A 16,054-nucleotide genomic window follows, 5' to 3' on the forward strand; every position below is an offset into this window, starting at 1 on the left:
GGCGCGCGCCATTTTTCGCCTTGCGCCGTTCAGTTCGGAAACAGCCCCAGTGCCGGATGCTCGGCGCCCGCCGTGATCCAGCCAATGACGTACAGGGCGAACGCTGCCGCGACAAGCCCGTCGACCCTGTCCATGACGCCGCCATGGCCGGGAATGAGGTTGCTCGAATCCTTGGCACCGTGCCGGCGCTTGACCCAGGATTCGAACAGGTCGCCGATCTGGGAGACGACCGAGAGCACCAGCGCGACAAGACCCAGCAGAACGAGATTGCCGGCTCCGGCGACGGCCGCCAGCAGCAATCCGGCGACCACGCCGCCGATGGCGCCGCCTGCCGCACCGCTCTGCGTCTTGCCGGGCGAGATCGACGGCGCAAGTTTCGGGCCGCCGACCGCGCGGCCGACGAAATAGGCGGCTATGTCGGTCGCCCAGACCACGGCGAACAGGAAGAGGATGGCGATCAGGCCGGAATGGTCGCCGTCACGCAACAAGGCGAGCGCGAAGCCGGACAAGGACGCGTAGAGGAACCCCGAAGCCTCCCATTGCGCCGCTCCTTTTAGGCGTGCGGCAATGGCAAAGATGGCGGTGATCAGGGCGATCAGCAGCAGCAGCCACAAGGCCGGCTGGCCGACAACCAGCGCGATAATGAAGACTCCCACGATAATTTCGGGCGCAAGGGGGATCGTCGTGCCGCTTGCCGGTCGCGACAGGCGCGTCCATTCGTAAAAGATCACCGCCGTGATCGCCCCGCAGAACAGGCGAAACGGCAGTCCGCCAAGCCAGGTCACGGCAAGCGTCACGGCCGCCATCACGATGGCCGAGATGACGCGCTGCTGGAGATTGGTCATTGGCGCCGGCGCTACAGCGCGACGTCGCGGGCAGCAAGCCCGCCGAATCGGCGCTCGCGGCCGGCAAAATCGCGAAGTGCGTCGGACAGGTGCTCGCGGCTGAAATCCGGCCAGTAGCAAGGCAGGAAGACCAGCTCGCTATAGGCCGCCTGCCACAACAGGAAGTTCGACAGCCTGAGCTCGCCGCTGGTCCGGATCACCAGCTCGGGATCAGGGATGCCCTGGGTGTCGAGCGACGCGGCAAAGCTTTCCGCCGTGATCGCGTCGCTGGCCATGTCGCCGCGCACGACCGCATCCGCCAGCTTGCGAGCGGTGCGAACGATCTCGTCGCGGCCGCCATAGTTGAAGGCGATGACCAGCGTCAGCGCCTCATTGCCTGCGGTCAGCGATTCGGCCTCCTGCAGCAGACCCCTGATGTCGGGCTGCAACCCATGCCTGTCGCCGATCACCCTCACCCGCACACCGCTCTGATGCAGTTCGGCAAGATCGCGGCGGATGAACAGCTTCAACAGGCCCATAAGGTCGCTGACCTCGGATTTGGGTCGCGACCAGTTCTCCGAGGAAAAGGCGTAGACGGTCAGATAGGAGATACCGAGCTCAGGCGCCGCGCGGACCGTCTTGCGCAGGGCCTCGACGCCCGCACGGTGGCCGGCAAGGCGCGGCAAGCCTCGCGCCTTGGCCCAGCGTCCGTTTCCATCCATGATGATCGCGACATGCGCGGGCGTTGCCATAGTCTCGCTTTCGAGCCGGAAAACCCGACCCTAAACCTGCATGATTTCAGCTTCCTTATCGGAAAGCAGGTGATCGATCGTGCTGATCATCTCGTCGGTCAGCTTCTGAACCTGGTCGGACCGCTTGCGCTGATCGTCCTCGCTGATGGTGCCGTCCTTCTCCGCCTTCTTGAGGAAATCCATGCCGTCCCGGCGGACGTGGCGGACGGCGACGCGGGCGTTTTCGGCATAGCCATGCGAGATCTTGACCAGTTCCTTGCGGCGCTGCTCGTTGAGCTCAGGCAGCGGAATCCTCAGCGTGGTGCCGTCGACGATCGGGTTGAAGCCCAGATTGGCTTCGCGGATGGCGCGGTCTACCGCGCCGACCATGGACTTGTCCCAGACCGAAACCGAAATCATCCGCGGCTCCGGCACCGACACATTGGCGACCTGGTTGATCGGCATCGCCGTGCCGTAGGCCTGCACCTGGATGGCATCGAGCAGGTTGCTGGAGGCGCGGCCGGTGCGCAGCGAAGCCAGATCGTGCTTGAAGGCGGCGATCGCCCCGTCCATGCGTCGCTTGAGGTCTTCGAATTCGCCACTCATGATCATCTCCTCGACCCGTTCGCCGGGTTCACTGCTTGTGTGGTCGTCCCGTCCGCGGTTCCGCAGTCGTTTAACGTATCCAGGCCTCGATTACTTGTCCGCGACGACCGTGCAATGGCCACCGCCCCTCAGTATATCGCCGAAACCACCTTTTTCGTGGATCGAATAGACGATTATCGGAATGTTGTTTTCGCGCGCAAGTGCAATCGCGGCCGTATCCATGATCGCAAGCCCGCGTTTGATGACTTCTGCGTGGCTGATGCGGTCGAAGCGAACCGCATTCGGGTCCTTCTTGGGATCGGCCGAATAGACACCATCGACCTGTGTGCCCTTGAACAGCGCGTCGGCGCCGATCTCCGCGGCGCGAAGGGCCGCGGCCGAATCGGTGGTGAAGAATGGATTGCCGGTGCCGCCGGCAAAGATGACCACCTTGCCCTGGTTCATGTAGGCGGTCGCCTGGCGTTGGGAAAAGCTCTCGCAGAGCTCCGGCATGGCGATCGCCGAAAGCACGACGGCGTCGACCCCGATCTTGTTCAGCGACGTGCGCAGCGCCAGCGAGTTGATGACGGTGGCGAGCATGCCCATGTGATCGCCGGTGACGCGGTCGCCTCCCTTCGAGGCCACGGCGACGCCGCGAAAGATGTTGCCGCCGCCGATGACGACGCCGACTTCGACGCCCAGCGCGCGCGCCTCGGCAATGTCGGCTGCGATGCGGTCGACCACCGAGACGTCGATGCCGAAATGCTGCTCGCCCATCAACGCTTCGCCGGAAGCCTTCAGCACGACACGTCGATAGAGGGGGTTCACCGTCATCTGGGTCCTCGAATATCTCGGCGCGGCAATTTTGGAGGCAAAACCGCCCCCGTTTCATCCGGCGATGCTGTCATGACGGGTTGACCCGATACACGAAGGGCGCGGCGATGTCACGCCGCGCCCTCGTGCAAAATTCCAGGCTTTTTCGGTCAGTTGCCGCCTTTTGATCAGTTGCTGTCTTTTGATCAGTTACTTGAGATGCTGACCACCTCGCCTTCGATCATGACCGCAGGCGAATAACCGGCCGGCTTGTCGCCCGTCACGGCGCCGCCGGTCACCCGGACCTGGATCTCGGAGCCGAAATAGGAATGCGGGAACGGCGCTGGCACGGCGCTGACCTCTTCCAGCCGCTTGCGAAGCGCGGCGGGAATCGAAAAATCGAGCACACCAAGATTGTCCTGCAACTGCGTAAGCTTCGTCGCTCCAAGGATGACGGAAGCGATGCCCGGCTGCGTCGCCACCCAGTTGAGCGCGACCTGAGCCATGCTGCGGCCGAGATCGGCCGCCACCTTCTCGAGCTCCGCCACGATCGCCCAGTTACGGTCGCTGAACTTCCGGAAGCCGGGATGCGTGGTGTTGCGGAAGCGGTCAAGCCGCCCGGCGTTTCCGGCTTGCGTCGGCTTGTACTTGCCGCTGAGCAGGCCGCTGGCCAGCGGGCTCCACACCATGATGCCGGCGCCATGACGGGTGGCGAACGGCACGTATTCATGTTCGATCGCGCGTTCGGCCAGCGAGTATTCGAGCTGCAGCGCCGAGACCGGCTCGTAGCCGCGCAATCCGGCGATCGCCTGGGCTCGGCCGGCATACCAGGCCGGGACGTCGGAGAGGCCGATATGGCGTACCTTGCCGGCGCGAACCAGGTCATCCAGCGTGCGCAGCACCTCCTCGGCCGGGGTGATCCTGTCCCAGACATGCAAAAGGTAAAGGTCGATATAGTCGGTGCCGAGCCGCTTCAGCGAGGCATCCACCGCCCGCATGATGTTCTTGCGGCCGTTGCCGCCCGCATTCGGATTCCCGGCCTCGGAATTCATGGTGAATTTGGTGGCGATCACCGCCTTGTCGCGTGAGCCCCGCTCGGCGACGAACTCGCCGAGCCAGGTCTCGCTGGTGCCGCCGGTGTAGAGGTCGGCCGTATCGAAGAAGTTGCCGCCCGCTTCGACATAGGCGTCGAACATGGCGCGGGCGGTGTCCCTGTCCGCGCCCCAGCCCCATTCGGTGCCGAAGGTCATGGTGCCCAGCGCCAGCCGGCTGACGCGCAGGCCGCTGTTGCCGAGCGTGTAATAGGTCATAGCCATAGTGGTCTTCCGATCTTCATCTGATGATAGCTGCCCGTCATTGGCCAGGGGTCGCCTTGACCCAGGGATTGCCGCGCTCATGCGTCATTCGGAACGTGAAGCCATCGACCTTCCAGCCGGCAGCCGAGCGCGTCAGGTGGTGCTCATAGGTGCCCCAGACTTCCCAGAGCGGGTCGCCATTGCTTTCCATGCGGTTCCAGGCATAGCCGTTGGAACGGACAGTCGCGGCGTTGGCTTCAAGCACGACCTGATGGTTGGTGCGTAGATGCAGGCTGGTCTTGCTGCCCTTGAGGTTGCCTGCCCAGGCGCCGATCAGATCGTCGGAAGCGATGTTGGCCGCGGGCTGCCCCGACAAGCTGCTGAAATCGGCGGTGACACGGTCGGCGAAATAGCCGCGGGCGAGCTTCCAGTCCTGCGCATCCACCGCGCGGTCGATGGCGTCGGCGATGCGGATGACGGCGCGCTCATCGGCAAGGGCCTGCCAGGCGGCCGGCTCGGCACCGCCGGCATCGACCGGCGCCAGCGCCATGCCCGCCGTAAAAGTTACATGTCTCAACGCGTTCATTTCGCTTCTCCCAGCGTGGATAGGTTTATGTGGGTAGGTTTGAGTGGATGGGCTTATGTGGACAGGTCTGCAAACGAATGGATGATTTGTCGGGGCGAGGCTGCCTTCAGTTCTTCGCCAACGCGTCGACGACCACCTGGAACCGGCGCGGGTCGAAATAGTCGTGATAGGCGCTGATCAAGCCGTTCTCGAAACGAAAGACCGCGATGTTGCTGTTGGTGTATTCGGTGCCGCCCTTGATCATGGCGCGGTTGCGGTATTCAACCACCACGGCTTCAGCGTCGGCTGCCGGATAGATGGCCGTCAGCTCGGATTCGAAGGATTCGAAATTGCCGAACAATTCCCTGAAGGCTGCGACGATCGCGGCCTTGCCGTCGATGCTGTCGCCAAATCCCGCCGGTGGGTAGAAGACGATGATCCGGCCGTTTTCGGCCCAAAGATCGCTCCAGCTATCGATATCCTTGCGTTGCATCAGCTCGAAGAAAATGCGAACCGTCTCGAGGTTGCGGGCTCGATTGGTGTGAAGGTCGGTCATCTCGGGTCTCCCGTGCTTGGCTCGTCCGCGCCATTCGATGCCCCTTAGATGCACCTCTTTTGCCTGCCCGATAAGATTGCACGATCCGCATGGACTATGCGATATAGTTCATGAATGGATCGCGATCTGCTCACGCATCTGCCAGTTATCGTCGCCGTGGCGCGGCGCGGCGGCTTTGCGCTCGCCGCGGCGGAGCTCGGCATGAGCCCGTCGGCCGTCAGCCACGCGGTGCGGCTGGTGGAAGAGCGCATCGGTCAGCCGCTCTTTGCCCGCACGACGCGCAGCGTTTCACTGACGGAAGCAGGCAAGGCGCTGGTGGAGACGGCAGCCCCTGCCCTTCAAGACATCGCCGAGCGGATGGACCGCCTCCGCGGCATCAAGGGCCGGCCCTCCGGCCTGCTCAGGATCAACGCCTCCAATATCGCGATCCCCTTGGCGGTTACGCCCGTTGTGGCGGCCATGGCCGAACGCTATCCCGATGTGACGGTCGAGGTTTTCGCCGAACAGGGCCTTGTCGATATCGTCGGCGAAGGTTTCGACGCCGGCATCAGGCTGGGCGAGATGATCGCGCAGGACATGATCACCGTGCGGCTCACGCCGCCCTTCAAGGCCGTGGTCGTCGCTTCGCCCGCCTATATCGGAAAGCACGGCCGTCCGCGTGACGTGGCCGACCTCGCGAACCACAATTGCATCAGCTACCGGCTGGTCCGCTCGGGCGGGCTCTATCGTTGGGATTTGCACGAGGACGGCAAGGATATCGTCGTCGAAGCGCGTGGCACGGTGATCGTTACCGATTCGCTCGCGGCCATTGACCTGGCGCTGGCCGGCGTTGGCCTTGCTTACGTCTTCGAGCCGCTGGTGCAGGCCGACCTGGCCGCCGGCCGTCTTGCCCGGATCCTGCCCAAGACGGCGATCGAGGAGCCCGGCCTTTTCCTTTACTTCCCGCGCCGCGCATCGATGGCGCCGAAGCTCAGGGCCTTTATCGACACCGCACAAGAAATCGGCCGGGCATCCATGCGGACACCCAGCCGAGTTGCCTGAGCTCGTAAGCTCTTCACCTTAAGGGAGACGCCGGGCGTTCCCCTTGGATTAGAGCTATTTCTTGACCGCGGCCGCGACTTCCGCCGCGAAGTCGGTCGTTTCCTTCTCGATGCCTTCGCCGAGCGCGAAGCGCAGGTAAGCGGTGATCTTGGCCGGAGCGCCGATCTCCTTCTCGGCATCCTTCAGCGCCTTCTCGACGGTGATGTCGGGATTGAGCACGAAGGCCTGCTTCAAAAGGACGACCTCTTCATAGAACTTGCGCAGGCGGCCCTCGACCATCTTCTCGATGATCGCTTCCGGCTTGCCGGTCTGGCGCGCCTGGTCGGCGAAGATCGCCTTCTCGCGCTCGACCGCGGCCGGGTCGACTTCTTCGGCCGTCAACGCCATCGGGCTGGTGGCGGCGACATGCATGGCAACCTGACGTGCGAATGCGTTGGCCGCATGCTCATTGCCCGTGGTCTCGATCGCGACCAGAACGCCTAGCTTGCCGAGGCCGTCCGCAACCGCGTTGTGGACATAGGTCGCCACCACGCCATGCGGCACGGTGAGCTTGGCCGAACGGCGGAAGCCCATGTTCTCGCCAATCGTGCCGACCGCATCCTTGATGGTGTCGGTGACCGACTTGTCGGAACCCGGGTACTTGGCGGCGGCCACGGCTTCGGTAGTGCCGTAGGCGAGCGCAACCTTGGCGACGTTGGCGACGATTTCCTGGAAGGCCGCGTTGCGGGCGACGAAGTCGGTCTCGGAATTGACCTCGACAATGGCGGCCTCACGCACGCCGGCGTCGACGCCGATCAGGCCTTCGGCCGCAGTGCGCCCGGCCTTCTTGTCGGCCTTCGAGATGCCCTTCTTGCGCAGCCAGTCGACGGCCGCTTCCATATCGCCGTTGGTTTCGTTCAACGCCGCCTTGCAGTCCATCATGCCCGCGCCGGTCAAGTCGCGGAGTTCTTTGACCTGTGCAGCCGAAATGCTCATTGTCGCCTCTTTGTTTCAAATGCGCCGACGCACCAACCGGGACTCGCGTGATGCGCTCGGCAAAAGCGCTTTAGCGCGCCAATTTATTGGAAAGATGAAGGCCGGGATCCGGCCTTCTTTAATTAAGCTTCCGGAGCTTCGGCTGCCGGGGTGCCGAGCGCCGGCTCGACTGGAGCCTCGGCCGAAGCGCCGATGTCGACGCCGAGCGCGCCCTGCTGGCGGGCGATGCCGTCGATGGCGGCCTTGGCTATCAGATCGCAATAGAGCTGGATGGCGCGAGCCGCGTCATCATTGCCGGGGATCGGGAAGTCGATCTTGTCCGGATCGCAGTTCGAATCGATGATGGCCACGACCGGAATGCCAAGGCGCTTGGCCTCGAGGATGGCGATCGCTTCCTTGTTGGTGTCGATGACGAACATCAGGTCCGGCGTCGAGCCCATGTCCTTGATGCCGCCCAGCGCCTTGTTGAGCTTCTCGCGTTCGCGGTCGAGATTCAGGCGCTCCTTCTTGGTGAGGCCCTGGGCCTCGCCGGCGAGCGTCTCGTCGAGCTTGCGCAGGCGCTGGATCGAATTCGAGATCGTCTTCCAGTTGGTGAGCATGCCGCCCAGCCAACGCGAGTTGACATAGTACTGGGCCGAACGCTGCGCGGCGTCGGCAACGATGTCGGACGCCTGGCGCTTGGTGCCGACGAACAGCACGCGGCCGCCCTTGGCAACGGTGTCGGACACCTGCTTCAGAGCCTGGTGCAGCAGCGGCACCGTCTGCGACAGGTCGATGATGTGGATGTTGTTGCGGGCGCCATAGATGTAGGGCGCCATCTTCGGATTCCAGCGATGGGTCTGGTGGCCGAAGTGAACACCAGCTTCCAAAAGCTGGCGCATGCTGTAATCTGGCAGAGCCATTCGTTAGTTCCTTTCCGGTTGGCCTCCACGGACACAGGCATTTCGGACGGGATGTCCTTGTGCCACCGGAGGTTTCAGCCGGATTTCTCCCGGGCAGACACCAAAGTCCGTGTGTGGAATGAGCGCGCATATAGAGGGGAAGCGCTACAAACGCAAGCCGTGCATCGCTTCGCCCATCAACGTGCGGCAATCAGTGCACCGGTGCCCATCATCGCGCCACCGGCGAGCCTATTCATGAGGCGCATGCGCTTCGGGGTCTTGAACCACCCGGCTGCCCGCCCCGCCATCGCGGCATAGAAGCCCATGGTGATGATGTTGACGCTGACCACGACAAGGACCACGAGCAGGCCATCGGCGAAGGTCATGGTGTCAAGGTCGAGGATCAGCGGCATGATGGAGGCGTGGAACAGGATCGCCTTCGGATTGCCGAGCGCGATGGATGCGCCGAGAAAGAAGGACCGCGACAGCCGAACCTGTGTCTGACGAGATTCGTCCGGCTTCTGGGCGGCGGCCCGCCACATCCTGATGCCGAGAAAGACCAGGTAAGCGGCGCCGGCGTATTTCAGCAAAAGAAAAATCCACTCGAAGGTCTGGGCCAAGGCCATCAATCCGAGCAACGCGAGAGTGACCAGGACGGCGTCGCCCGCGGCGACGCCCACGCCGGCTATGAAAGCCCGCAAAAACCCACGTGACAGACCATTGGTGATGACCGCGAACATCGCCGGTCCAGGCGTGGCGGCGGCCAATGAGATCGCGACGCAATAGGCCAGGAACGCCGTCACCGTCATCGTCTTACCTTCCCATTCGGCACCCGCACGCGGCGGAAGATCGCCACGATCTCCTCGCGGCTGCATTCGATCGCGCCAAGCCTGACCGCGCGATCACGCTCGAAGCCGGTGATATCGTAATGCGGCGCCGATGTCTTGGGCGGCCCCTGATAGGACGAGCGCTTAAGGCCTAGCTCGGCTGCAAAGCGATGGAGTTCGTCGGTATTGTCGGCGAGCAGATGGCACCAGCGATGGCCGGCCCATTTCCAGATCGCCGCATCGACGTAGACCGCCATCAGGCGCGCCGGATTCCGCGTGGCCTTATTTCGAAGCCGGGCAAGGCTTGGTCTGGTCGAACAGCGACAGGTTCACCAGCTTGCCGGTCATGGAGAAGTCGCCATAGTCCATGACGAGGTCGCGGGTGATGCCGTTCTCGTGCAGCTTGAAGCTGATCCGATATTCCGGCACCTCCTCGCCGCTTTTTTCGGTATCGTCGAAATAGGCGATGTCGACCGGCCAGTATTTGTCCGAGGCGAGCTTGGCCAGCGCCGGCGCTTCGGGATCCGTCTTTTGTGAATCCGCCTTCTTGCCGACGATGACGGTGGTGGTCATCACCTTGTTGGCGTCCTCGGAGCCGTCGAACAAATTGGTCTGGTAGAAATTCTCGCCCTTCTCGGCCTTGCCGATCAGCTCGACCAGATGCTGGGTCGGGAACTGCGTGGCCGCAAGCTCGAGGCTGCTCTTCTCGGGTTTGTCGATATCGACCTTGAGGCCCTTCGGTTCCCTGGTGGCCATGCCCCTCACCTCCTTGTCGAGGTTCTGGTCGACGAAGGATTTCGTCACGAAGGAAAAGGTCTTGCCTTCGCCGTCCTCGAAAGTCGTCGTCTGCTGGTCTGTCAGCCTGGTGTTGTCGTTGGTGACGATCTGGGTGACGAAGCGGAACTTGACCGTGTAACCTTCACAGGCCGAACCATTGAACTCATAAACCATGCGGCCGGTGATGCCGGTAATGCCCGAACGGTCGGAGGCCTTGTTGAGCGTGAGATCGTAGACGGCGCGGTGTGCCTGCAGCGCGGGCACCGCAAAGGCCGGCGCCATTGGGAACGCCACCGAAAGACAGGCGGCGGCGAGAAAAAGGCGCGTTGCGCGCATGCGTTGCTCCGATCGTCGCGGCCGAGGGCAGACCGCAGGGAAAGATGGTCCAGCTTAAAAAAAGTCGTGGCGGAAGCGAGGCAAAAATAGCAATTTCGGCCCGGCCAGCGCGGCGTCTTCCAGCAATAGGGAAAAGCTATGAGCGAAACAATCGAAAAGCGGCTAAGCGATCTTGGCGTCACCATTCCGGCCGCCGCCGCGCCTGCCGCCAACTACGTGCCCTATTGCCGCACCGGCAACACGCTGTTCACCGCCGGCCAGTTGCCGCTGAAAGACGGCAAGCTGCAGGCAAGCGGGCTGCTCGGCCGCGACCTCGATACCGCTGCCGGCAAGGAAGGCGCTAAATTCTGCGCCATCAACATCCTGGCGCAGGCCAAGGCCGCACTGGGCGATCTCGAAAAAATAAGCCGCCTGGTCAAGATCACCGTCTTCGTCGCCTCCGCGCCTGACTTCGTCGAGCAGCATCTGGTCGCCAACGGCGCCTCCGACTTCCTGGTCGCGGCACTCGGCGAGCGCGGCAAGCACGCCCGCTCCGCCGTCGGCACAGCCTCGCTGCCGCTCAATGCCGCGGTCGAGATCGAAGCGATCTTCGAAGTCGAGTGAGGCTTGAGATGACCGACCTGTCCTGGCTGATTGCGCAGCCTGTCGCGCATCGCGGCTTCCACGACATGAACAAGACGCGCTGGGAAAACACGCTGTCGGCTTTCGCCGCGGCGGCCGAGCGCGGCTACGCCATCGAATGCGACGTGCATATCTCGTCCGACGGCATCCCGGTCATCATCCATGATGGCGATCTGAAACGGCTCACCGGCCATGTCGGGTTTGTCTGGCAACGCACCGCGGCCGAGCTGGCGACGCTCAAGATCGGCGGCACCAAAGACCATGTGCCGACGCTCGAGGAAGCGCTCGACCTGATCGACGGCCGCGTACCGCTGGTGATCGAGCTGAAGGGCGTTCCCGGGCATGATGCGGGCCTGGTGGCCAGCGTCGGCCGGCTGCTCAAGCGCTATCAGGGCAAGGTGGCGATCATGTCGTTCGACCACTGGCTGATCCGGGATTTCGCCAAGGACGCGCCGGGCATCCCCGGCGGGCTGACCGCTTACGGCAGCGAGAACCAGCTGATCGAGGCACACTTCGCCATGCTCGCGCATGACCTCGCCTTTACGTCCTACGCCGCCGGCGACCTGCCGAACCCGTTCGTCAGCTTCGTGCGCGAAAAGCTCAAAATGCCTGTCATCACCTGGACCGTGCATGACCAGCCCGCGGTCGACCTCACCTTCAAATATGCCGACCAGATGACCTTCGAGGGTTTCGAGCCCGATTTGGTCAAGGTCGCCTAGAGCCGGATGATTTCAGGTCGAGACGACCTGAAATCTGATCCGCCTCCAAATCAATCTAAGGAGAGAGCATGATGTCGCCCGAAAACCGCTCCACACTTTTCGGCATCATGCTCTGAGACAGTGCCTCAAACGTGACTTGTAGCGGCTCGGACGAAGCTTAAATAAGCCCCATGGATCAGGGCGACGACGACGATGGACAGGCAGCGAACGCGGATTATGCGATCCGCATCGCGGCGGGCATCGGCGCATTCACCTGCGAGGAATGGAACGGCTTTACCGGAACCACGCGCGGCGACAAAGAAAACGGCTACAACCCTCTGGTTTCATTCGCTTTTCTAAGCGCCTTGGAAGAGTCGGGCTGCGCCGTCCGCCGCACCGGCTGGCAGGGCCATCATCTGAGACTTGAAACCGCGCAAGGCAGGCTTCTTGGCGCCGTCCCCTGTTACCTCAAATCGCACAGCCAGGGCGAATATGTCTTCGACCATGGCTGGTCCGACGCTTTCGAGCGCGCCGGCGGCCGCTATTACCCCAAGCTGCAATGCTCGGTGCCGTTCACGCCGGTGACCGGCCCTCGCCTGCTGGTCGGCAAGGGCGAGGACGCGGGCGCGGTGAAGGCCGGTCTGGCGGAGGGGTTGAAACTCGTGACCGACAAGCTCGGTGTCTCCTCCGCGCATGTCACCTTCGCCAACGAGCTTGATGCTGCGACACTGGAGGCAGCAGGGTTCCTGCATCGCACCGACCAGCAGTTCCACTTCTTCAACGAAGGCTTTTCCAGCTACGATGATTTCCTCGCCACGCTTGCCTCGCGCAAGCGCAAGGCCATGAAGAAGGAGCGCCGCGAGGCACTGGCCGACGGCATCAGCATCGACTGGCTGACCGGCAAGGACATCACCGAACGCGCCTGGGACGATTTCTTCGCCTTCTACATGGATACCGGCGGCCGCAAATGGGGCCGGCCCTATCTCAATCGGCAGTTCTTCTCGCTGATCGGCGAGCGCATGGCCGACGACATCCTGCTCGTCATGGCAAAGCGTAACGGGCGCTACATTGCCGGCGCCATCAACTTTATCGGCTCCGACGCGCTTTACGGGCGCAACTGGGGCTGTATCGAGGACCACCCCTTCCTGCATTTCGAGGTCTGCTACCACCAGGCGATCGACTTCGCCATCGAGCGCGGGCTGAAGGTGGTGGAGGCCGGCGCGCAGGGCGAGCACAAGCTGGCGCGCGGCTACCGGCCGGTGACCATGCATTCGGCGCACTACATTTCGCATCCCGGCTTGCGCAATGCCGTCGCCGACTATCTCAGGCGCGAGCGGCGCGAGGTCGAGCGCATGGGCGAATATCTCGAAGAGCACACGCCCTTCCGCAAGGATCTTCACGAATAAAATTCCGGAAGCGAAAAGGCGGCTGACGCCAACGCGCTTCGCCGGCGGATCGTCCAGTCGCCTTGCCGCCCATCGGTTGCTTCGCTACACCGGACGGCGAATACAATTGGGAGCGCCCCCGCCATGACCCAAGCCTATGATCCCGGCAACATCTTCGCGAAGATCCTGCGCGGCGAGATTCCATCTCACCGCGTCTACGAGGACGACGCGGTCGTCGCCTTCATGGATGTGATGCCGCAAGGCATAGGCCACACGCTTGTGGTGCCCAAGGCGCCGTCGCGCAACATCCTCGACGCCGATCCGGCGACGTTCGGTCCATTGTTTGCCGTGGTTCAGAAAGTGGCGGTGGCAGTGAAAAAGGCCTTCAATGCCGACGGCGTCACCTTGATGCAGTTCAACGAGCCGGCCTCCGGGCAGACCGTCTATCATCTCCACGTCCACGTCATGCCGCGCTTCGAGGGCGTGCCGTTGAAGCCGCATTCCGGTCAGATGGAGAAGCCGGAAGTGCTGGCCGAGAATGCCGGAAAGATCCGGGCAGCGCTTGGTAGCTGACGCGGCCTTCGACCCGGTTCCTGCGCGCTGACCGCTCCAAAGAAAAGAGCCCCGTCGCCGGGGCTCTTTTTGCATTTCAATCGAGAGGGCGGATCAGCTCTTGCGCGGCAGTTGCGGCACCAGGCTGCGCTTGTTGCCGTCCTTGCCCTTCGGATCCGGCTTCTGCGCCACGGCCTTCTTGGCGGTCGGCTTTTTGCCGACCGTCTTGGCGACCGTCTTTTTCGGCTTCGGCGCGTCTTCCGGTTCTTCCTTCTTCGGCTGCACGGGCGACTCGTCGGCGAGCGACTCGAGCTTCAGGCCGGACTCGCCGGTTTCCTTCTTCTCGACGGTGACGCGAACGGTGCCGCCCTTCTTGAGCTTGCCGAACAGCACTTCGTCAGCCAGAGGCTTCTTGATGTGCTCCTGGATGATCCGGCCCAGCGGACGCGCGCCCATGCGCTCGTCATAGCCCTTGTCGGCCAGCCAGGCGATCGCGTCCGGCGACAGGTCGAAGGTGACGCCACGCTCGGAGAGCTGCGCTTCCAGCTGCATGACGAACTTCTGCACCACCTGGTGGATAACCGGCACCGGCAGCGAGCCGAACGGGATGATCGCGTCCAGACGATTGCGGAATTCCGGCGTGAACAGCCGGTTGATCGCCTCGACATCATCGCCTTCGCGCTTGGTCGAACCGAAGCCGATCGCCGCGCGCTGCGCGTCCGACGCGCCCGCATTGGTGGTCATGATCAGGATCACATTGCGGAAGTCGATCTGCTTGCCGTTGTGATCGGTCAGCTTGCCGTGGTCCATCACCTGCAACAGGATGTTGAACAGGTCCGGATGCGCCTTTTCGACTTCGTCCAGCAACAGCACGCAATGCGGATGCTGGTCTACGCCGTCGGTCAGGAGGCCGCCCTGGTCGAAGCCGACATAACCGGGAGGCGCGCCGATCAGCCGCGAGACGGTGTGGCGTTCCATGTATTCCGACATGTCGAAGCGGATCAGCTCGACGCCGAGCGAGGCGGCAAGCTGCTTGGCCACTTCCGTCTTGCCGACGCCGGTCGGGCCCGAGAACAGGTAGGAGCCGATCGGCTTTTCCGGTTCGCGCAGGCCGGCGCGCGCCAGCTTGATCGCCGAGGTCAGCGCGGTGATGGCCGTGTCCTGACCGTAGACGACACGCTTCAACTCGATATCGAGCCCCTGCAACACCTTCTCATCGTCGGCCGAGACCGTCTTCGGCGGGATGCGCGCCATGGTGGCGATCGTCGCCTCGATCTCCTTGATGCCGATCGTCTTCTTGCGCTTGGCTTCCGGCACCAGCATCTGCGAAGCGCCGGTCTCGTCGATCACGTCGATCGCCTTGTCCGGCAGCTTGCGGTCGTTGATGTAGCGCGCCGACAGCTCAACCGAGGCCTTGATGGCTTCGCTCGTGTAGCGGACCTTGTGGAACTCCTCGAAATAGGGCTTCAGGCCCTTCATGATCTCGATGGCGTCCTCAATGGTCGGCTCGTTGACGTCGATCTTCTGGAAGCGCCGCACCAGAGCGCGGTCCTTCTCGAAGAACTGGCGGAATTCCTTGTAGGTGGTCGAGCCGATGCAGCGGATGGCGCCGGACGACAGCGCCGGCTTCAGAAGGTTCGATGCATCCATCGCGCCGCCCGAGGTGGCGCCCGCCCCGATCACGGTGTGGATCTCGTCGATGAACAGCACCGCGCCCGGATAGTCCTCGAGCTCCTTGACGACCTGCTTCAGCCGCTCCTCGAAGTCACCGCGATAGCGGGTGCCGGCCAAAAGCGTGCCCATGTCGAGCGCGAAGATGGTGGCGTCCTGCAGCACTTCCGGCACATCGCCCTCGACGATGCGCTTGGCGAGACCTTCGGCGATCGCCGTCTTGCCGACGCCCGGGTCACCGACATAGAGCGGATTGTTCTTGGAACGGCGGCACAGCACCTGGATGGTGCGGTTGATCTCGCTGTCGCGGCCGATCAGCGGATCGATCTTGCCGGCCCGTGCCTTGTTGTTGAGGTTGACGCAGTAGGCGGTCAGCGCGTCCTGCTGCTTCTTCTTGCCGTTTTCCTCCTGCGGCTCGGCGCCGTTCTGGCCGCCCTGCTCGTCCTCGGCGCCGCGCGGCGTGCGCGACTCCGAAGCGCCCGGGCGCTTGGCGATGCCATGCGAGATATAGTTGACCGCGTCATAGCGGGTCATCTGCTGTTCCTGCAGGAAATAGGCGGCATGGCTCTCGCGCTCGGCGAAGATGGCGACGAGCACATTGGCGCCTGACACTTCCTCACGGCCGGACGACTGCACATGGATCACGGCGCGCTGGATCACGCGCTGGAAGCCTGCCGTCGGCTTCGAATCCTCGTCGTAACCGGTGACGAGATTGTCGAGTTCGGTGTCGATATAGGTGAGAACCGTGTGCTTGAGCTCGTCGAGATCGACGTTGCAGGCGCGCATGACGGCGGCAGCCTCGGTGTCGTCGATCAGGGCGAGCAGCAGGTGTTCGAGCGTCGCATACTCATGATGCCGCTCGTTGGCGAATGTCAGCGCCTGATGTAGCGCCTTTTCCAGGCCTTGGGAGAAAGCCGGCAT

The 16,054-nt window shown here is 63.2% G+C and carries 18 protein-coding genes; 5 read left to right on the forward strand and 13 right to left on the reverse strand.

The features are described 5' to 3' along the window. Positions 1–29: 29 nt before the first annotated feature. The 7 genes from RFM98_RS26885 to RFM98_RS26915 all read right to left on the reverse strand — a co-directional run bounded on the left by RFM98_RS26885 (position 30) and on the right by RFM98_RS26915 (position 5,369). The gene (locus RFM98_RS26885; RefSeq protein WP_320311632.1) at positions 30–845 is read right to left on the reverse strand and encodes a phosphatidate cytidylyltransferase; all 816 of its coding nucleotides are present in this window, start codon (positions 843–845) and stop codon (positions 30–32) included. An 11-nt stretch (positions 846–856) separates the two neighbouring features. Further along, a complete protein-coding gene (locus tag RFM98_RS26890; protein WP_320311633.1) occupies positions 857–1,576 on the reverse strand; it encodes an isoprenyl transferase in 720 nt (239 codons plus the stop codon). Between the two features lie 30 nt (positions 1,577–1,606). Next, on the reverse strand, positions 1,607–2,161 hold the full coding sequence (gene frr / locus RFM98_RS26895; protein ID WP_320311634.1) for a ribosome recycling factor: 555 nt from the start codon (positions 2,159–2,161) through the stop codon (positions 1,607–1,609). A 90-nt stretch (positions 2,162–2,251) separates the two neighbouring features. Continuing rightward, entirely contained in the window at positions 2,252–2,974 is a 723-nt protein-coding gene (gene pyrH / locus RFM98_RS26900) for a UMP kinase (protein WP_320311635.1), read from the reverse strand. A 185-nt stretch (positions 2,975–3,159) separates the two neighbouring features. After that, entirely contained in the window at positions 3,160–4,269 is a 1,110-nt protein-coding gene (locus RFM98_RS26905; RefSeq protein WP_320311636.1) for an aldo/keto reductase, read from the reverse strand. A gap of 37 nt (positions 4,270–4,306) precedes the next feature. Beyond that, positions 4,307–4,834 carry a nuclear transport factor 2 family protein gene (locus tag RFM98_RS26910; protein ID WP_320311637.1) on the reverse strand — a complete coding sequence of 176 codons (528 nt, stop codon included), beginning with the start codon at positions 4,832–4,834 and terminating at the stop codon, positions 4,307–4,309. Between the two features lie 106 nt (positions 4,835–4,940). Beyond that, a complete protein-coding gene (locus RFM98_RS26915) occupies positions 4,941–5,369 on the reverse strand; it encodes a nuclear transport factor 2 family protein (protein WP_320311638.1) in 429 nt (142 codons plus the stop codon). A 114-nt stretch (positions 5,370–5,483) separates the two neighbouring features. Between RFM98_RS26915 and RFM98_RS26920 the strand changes: the two genes are divergently transcribed. Next, a complete protein-coding gene (locus RFM98_RS26920; protein ID WP_320311639.1) occupies positions 5,484–6,410 on the forward strand; it encodes a LysR family transcriptional regulator in 927 nt (308 codons plus the stop codon). Positions 6,411–6,464: 54 nt separating this feature from the next. Here RFM98_RS26920 and tsf read toward each other — a convergent pair whose 3' ends face one another. From tsf to RFM98_RS26945, 5 genes are all read right to left on the reverse strand, one after another. Beyond that, positions 6,465–7,385: a translation elongation factor Ts gene (tsf, locus tag RFM98_RS26925; RefSeq protein ID WP_320311640.1), complete on the reverse strand. Its 921-nt coding sequence runs from the start codon at positions 7,383–7,385 to the stop codon at positions 6,465–6,467. Between the two features lie 122 nt (positions 7,386–7,507). After that, the gene (gene rpsB, locus RFM98_RS26930; RefSeq protein WP_320311641.1) at positions 7,508–8,287 is read right to left on the reverse strand and encodes a 30S ribosomal protein S2; all 780 of its coding nucleotides are present in this window, start codon (positions 8,285–8,287) and stop codon (positions 7,508–7,510) included. A gap of 176 nt (positions 8,288–8,463) precedes the next feature. Then, positions 8,464–9,033 (reverse strand): LysE family translocator, encoded by a 570-nt coding sequence (locus RFM98_RS26935; protein ID WP_320311642.1) that lies wholly within the window; start codon positions 9,031–9,033, stop codon positions 8,464–8,466. Positions 9,034–9,071: 38 nt separating this feature from the next. Then, positions 9,072–9,350, reverse strand: coding sequence for a DUF4031 domain-containing protein (locus tag RFM98_RS26940; protein WP_320311643.1), 279 nt, complete (start codon positions 9,348–9,350; stop codon positions 9,072–9,074). Positions 9,351–9,375: 25 nt separating this feature from the next. Further along, positions 9,376–10,206 carry a cell envelope integrity EipB family protein gene (locus RFM98_RS26945; protein WP_320311644.1) on the reverse strand — a complete coding sequence of 277 codons (831 nt, stop codon included), beginning with the start codon at positions 10,204–10,206 and terminating at the stop codon, positions 9,376–9,378. Between the two features lie 138 nt (positions 10,207–10,344). On the opposite strand from RFM98_RS26945, the gene RFM98_RS26950 reads away from it, so the two are divergent. The 4 genes from RFM98_RS26950 to RFM98_RS26965 all read left to right on the forward strand — a co-directional run bounded on the left by RFM98_RS26950 (position 10,345) and on the right by RFM98_RS26965 (position 13,483). Next, positions 10,345–10,809 carry a RidA family protein gene (locus RFM98_RS26950; protein WP_320311645.1) on the forward strand — a complete coding sequence of 155 codons (465 nt, stop codon included), beginning with the start codon at positions 10,345–10,347 and terminating at the stop codon, positions 10,807–10,809. Positions 10,810–10,817: 8 nt separating this feature from the next. Further along, positions 10,818–11,546, forward strand: a complete 729-nt coding sequence (locus tag RFM98_RS26955; RefSeq protein WP_320311646.1) for a glycerophosphodiester phosphodiesterase — start codon at positions 10,818–10,820, stop codon at positions 11,544–11,546. 170 nt (positions 11,547–11,716) lie between these two features. Beyond that, positions 11,717–12,931 (forward strand): GNAT family N-acetyltransferase, encoded by a 1,215-nt coding sequence (locus tag RFM98_RS26960; protein ID WP_320311647.1) that lies wholly within the window; start codon positions 11,717–11,719, stop codon positions 12,929–12,931. Positions 12,932–13,054: 123 nt separating this feature from the next. Beyond that, the gene (locus RFM98_RS26965) at positions 13,055–13,483 is read left to right on the forward strand and encodes an HIT family protein (protein WP_320311648.1); all 429 of its coding nucleotides are present in this window, start codon (positions 13,055–13,057) and stop codon (positions 13,481–13,483) included. 93 nt (positions 13,484–13,576) lie between these two features. Here RFM98_RS26965 and clpA read toward each other — a convergent pair whose 3' ends face one another. Next, the gene (gene clpA / locus RFM98_RS26970) at positions 13,577–16,054 is read right to left on the reverse strand and encodes an ATP-dependent Clp protease ATP-binding subunit ClpA (RefSeq protein WP_320311649.1); all 2,478 of its coding nucleotides are present in this window, start codon (positions 16,052–16,054) and stop codon (positions 13,577–13,579) included.

It is taken from the genome of Mesorhizobium australafricanum, assembly GCF_033977265.1.
In the GTDB taxonomy this organism is placed as follows: domain Bacteria; phylum Pseudomonadota; class Alphaproteobacteria; order Rhizobiales; family Rhizobiaceae; genus Mesorhizobium; species Mesorhizobium australafricanum.

Bases quoted from the DNA above. Each gene is read 5' to 3' on its own strand.
- RFM98_RS26885 (WP_320311632.1), bottom strand. From the start codon at position 845: ATGACCAATCTCCAGCAGCGCGTCATCTCGGCCATCGTGATGGCGGCC.
- RFM98_RS26890 (WP_320311633.1), bottom strand. From the start codon at position 1,576: ATGGCAACGCCCGCGCATGTCGCGATCATCATGGATGGAAACGGACGC.
- frr (WP_320311634.1), bottom strand. From the start codon at position 2,161: ATGAGTGGCGAATTCGAAGACCTCAAGCGACGCATGGACGGGGCGATC.
- pyrH (WP_320311635.1), bottom strand. From the start codon at position 2,974: ATGACGGTGAACCCCCTCTATCGACGTGTCGTGCTGAAGGCTTCCGGC.
- RFM98_RS26905 (WP_320311636.1), bottom strand. From the start codon at position 4,269: ATGGCTATGACCTATTACACGCTCGGCAACAGCGGCCTGCGCGTCAGC.
- RFM98_RS26910 (WP_320311637.1), bottom strand. From the start codon at position 4,834: ATGAACGCGTTGAGACATGTAACTTTTACGGCGGGCATGGCGCTGGCG.
- RFM98_RS26915 (WP_320311638.1), bottom strand. From the start codon at position 5,369: ATGACCGACCTTCACACCAATCGAGCCCGCAACCTCGAGACGGTTCGC.
- RFM98_RS26920 (WP_320311639.1), top strand. From the start codon at position 5,484: ATGGATCGCGATCTGCTCACGCATCTGCCAGTTATCGTCGCCGTGGCG.
- tsf (WP_320311640.1), bottom strand. From the start codon at position 7,385: ATGAGCATTTCGGCTGCACAGGTCAAAGAACTCCGCGACTTGACCGGC.
- rpsB (WP_320311641.1), bottom strand. From the start codon at position 8,287: ATGGCTCTGCCAGATTACAGCATGCGCCAGCTTTTGGAAGCTGGTGTT.
- RFM98_RS26940 (WP_320311643.1), bottom strand. From the start codon at position 9,350: ATGGCGGTCTACGTCGATGCGGCGATCTGGAAATGGGCCGGCCATCGC.
- RFM98_RS26945 (WP_320311644.1), bottom strand. From the start codon at position 10,206: ATGCGCGCAACGCGCCTTTTTCTCGCCGCCGCCTGTCTTTCGGTGGCG.
- RFM98_RS26950 (WP_320311645.1), top strand. From the start codon at position 10,345: ATGAGCGAAACAATCGAAAAGCGGCTAAGCGATCTTGGCGTCACCATT.
- RFM98_RS26955 (WP_320311646.1), top strand. From the start codon at position 10,818: ATGACCGACCTGTCCTGGCTGATTGCGCAGCCTGTCGCGCATCGCGGC.
- RFM98_RS26960 (WP_320311647.1), top strand. From the start codon at position 11,717: ATGGATCAGGGCGACGACGACGATGGACAGGCAGCGAACGCGGATTAT.
- RFM98_RS26965 (WP_320311648.1), top strand. From the start codon at position 13,055: ATGACCCAAGCCTATGATCCCGGCAACATCTTCGCGAAGATCCTGCGC.
- clpA (WP_320311649.1), bottom strand. From the start codon at position 16,054: ATGCCGGCTTTCTCCCAAGGCCTGGAAAAGGCGCTACATCAGGCGCTG.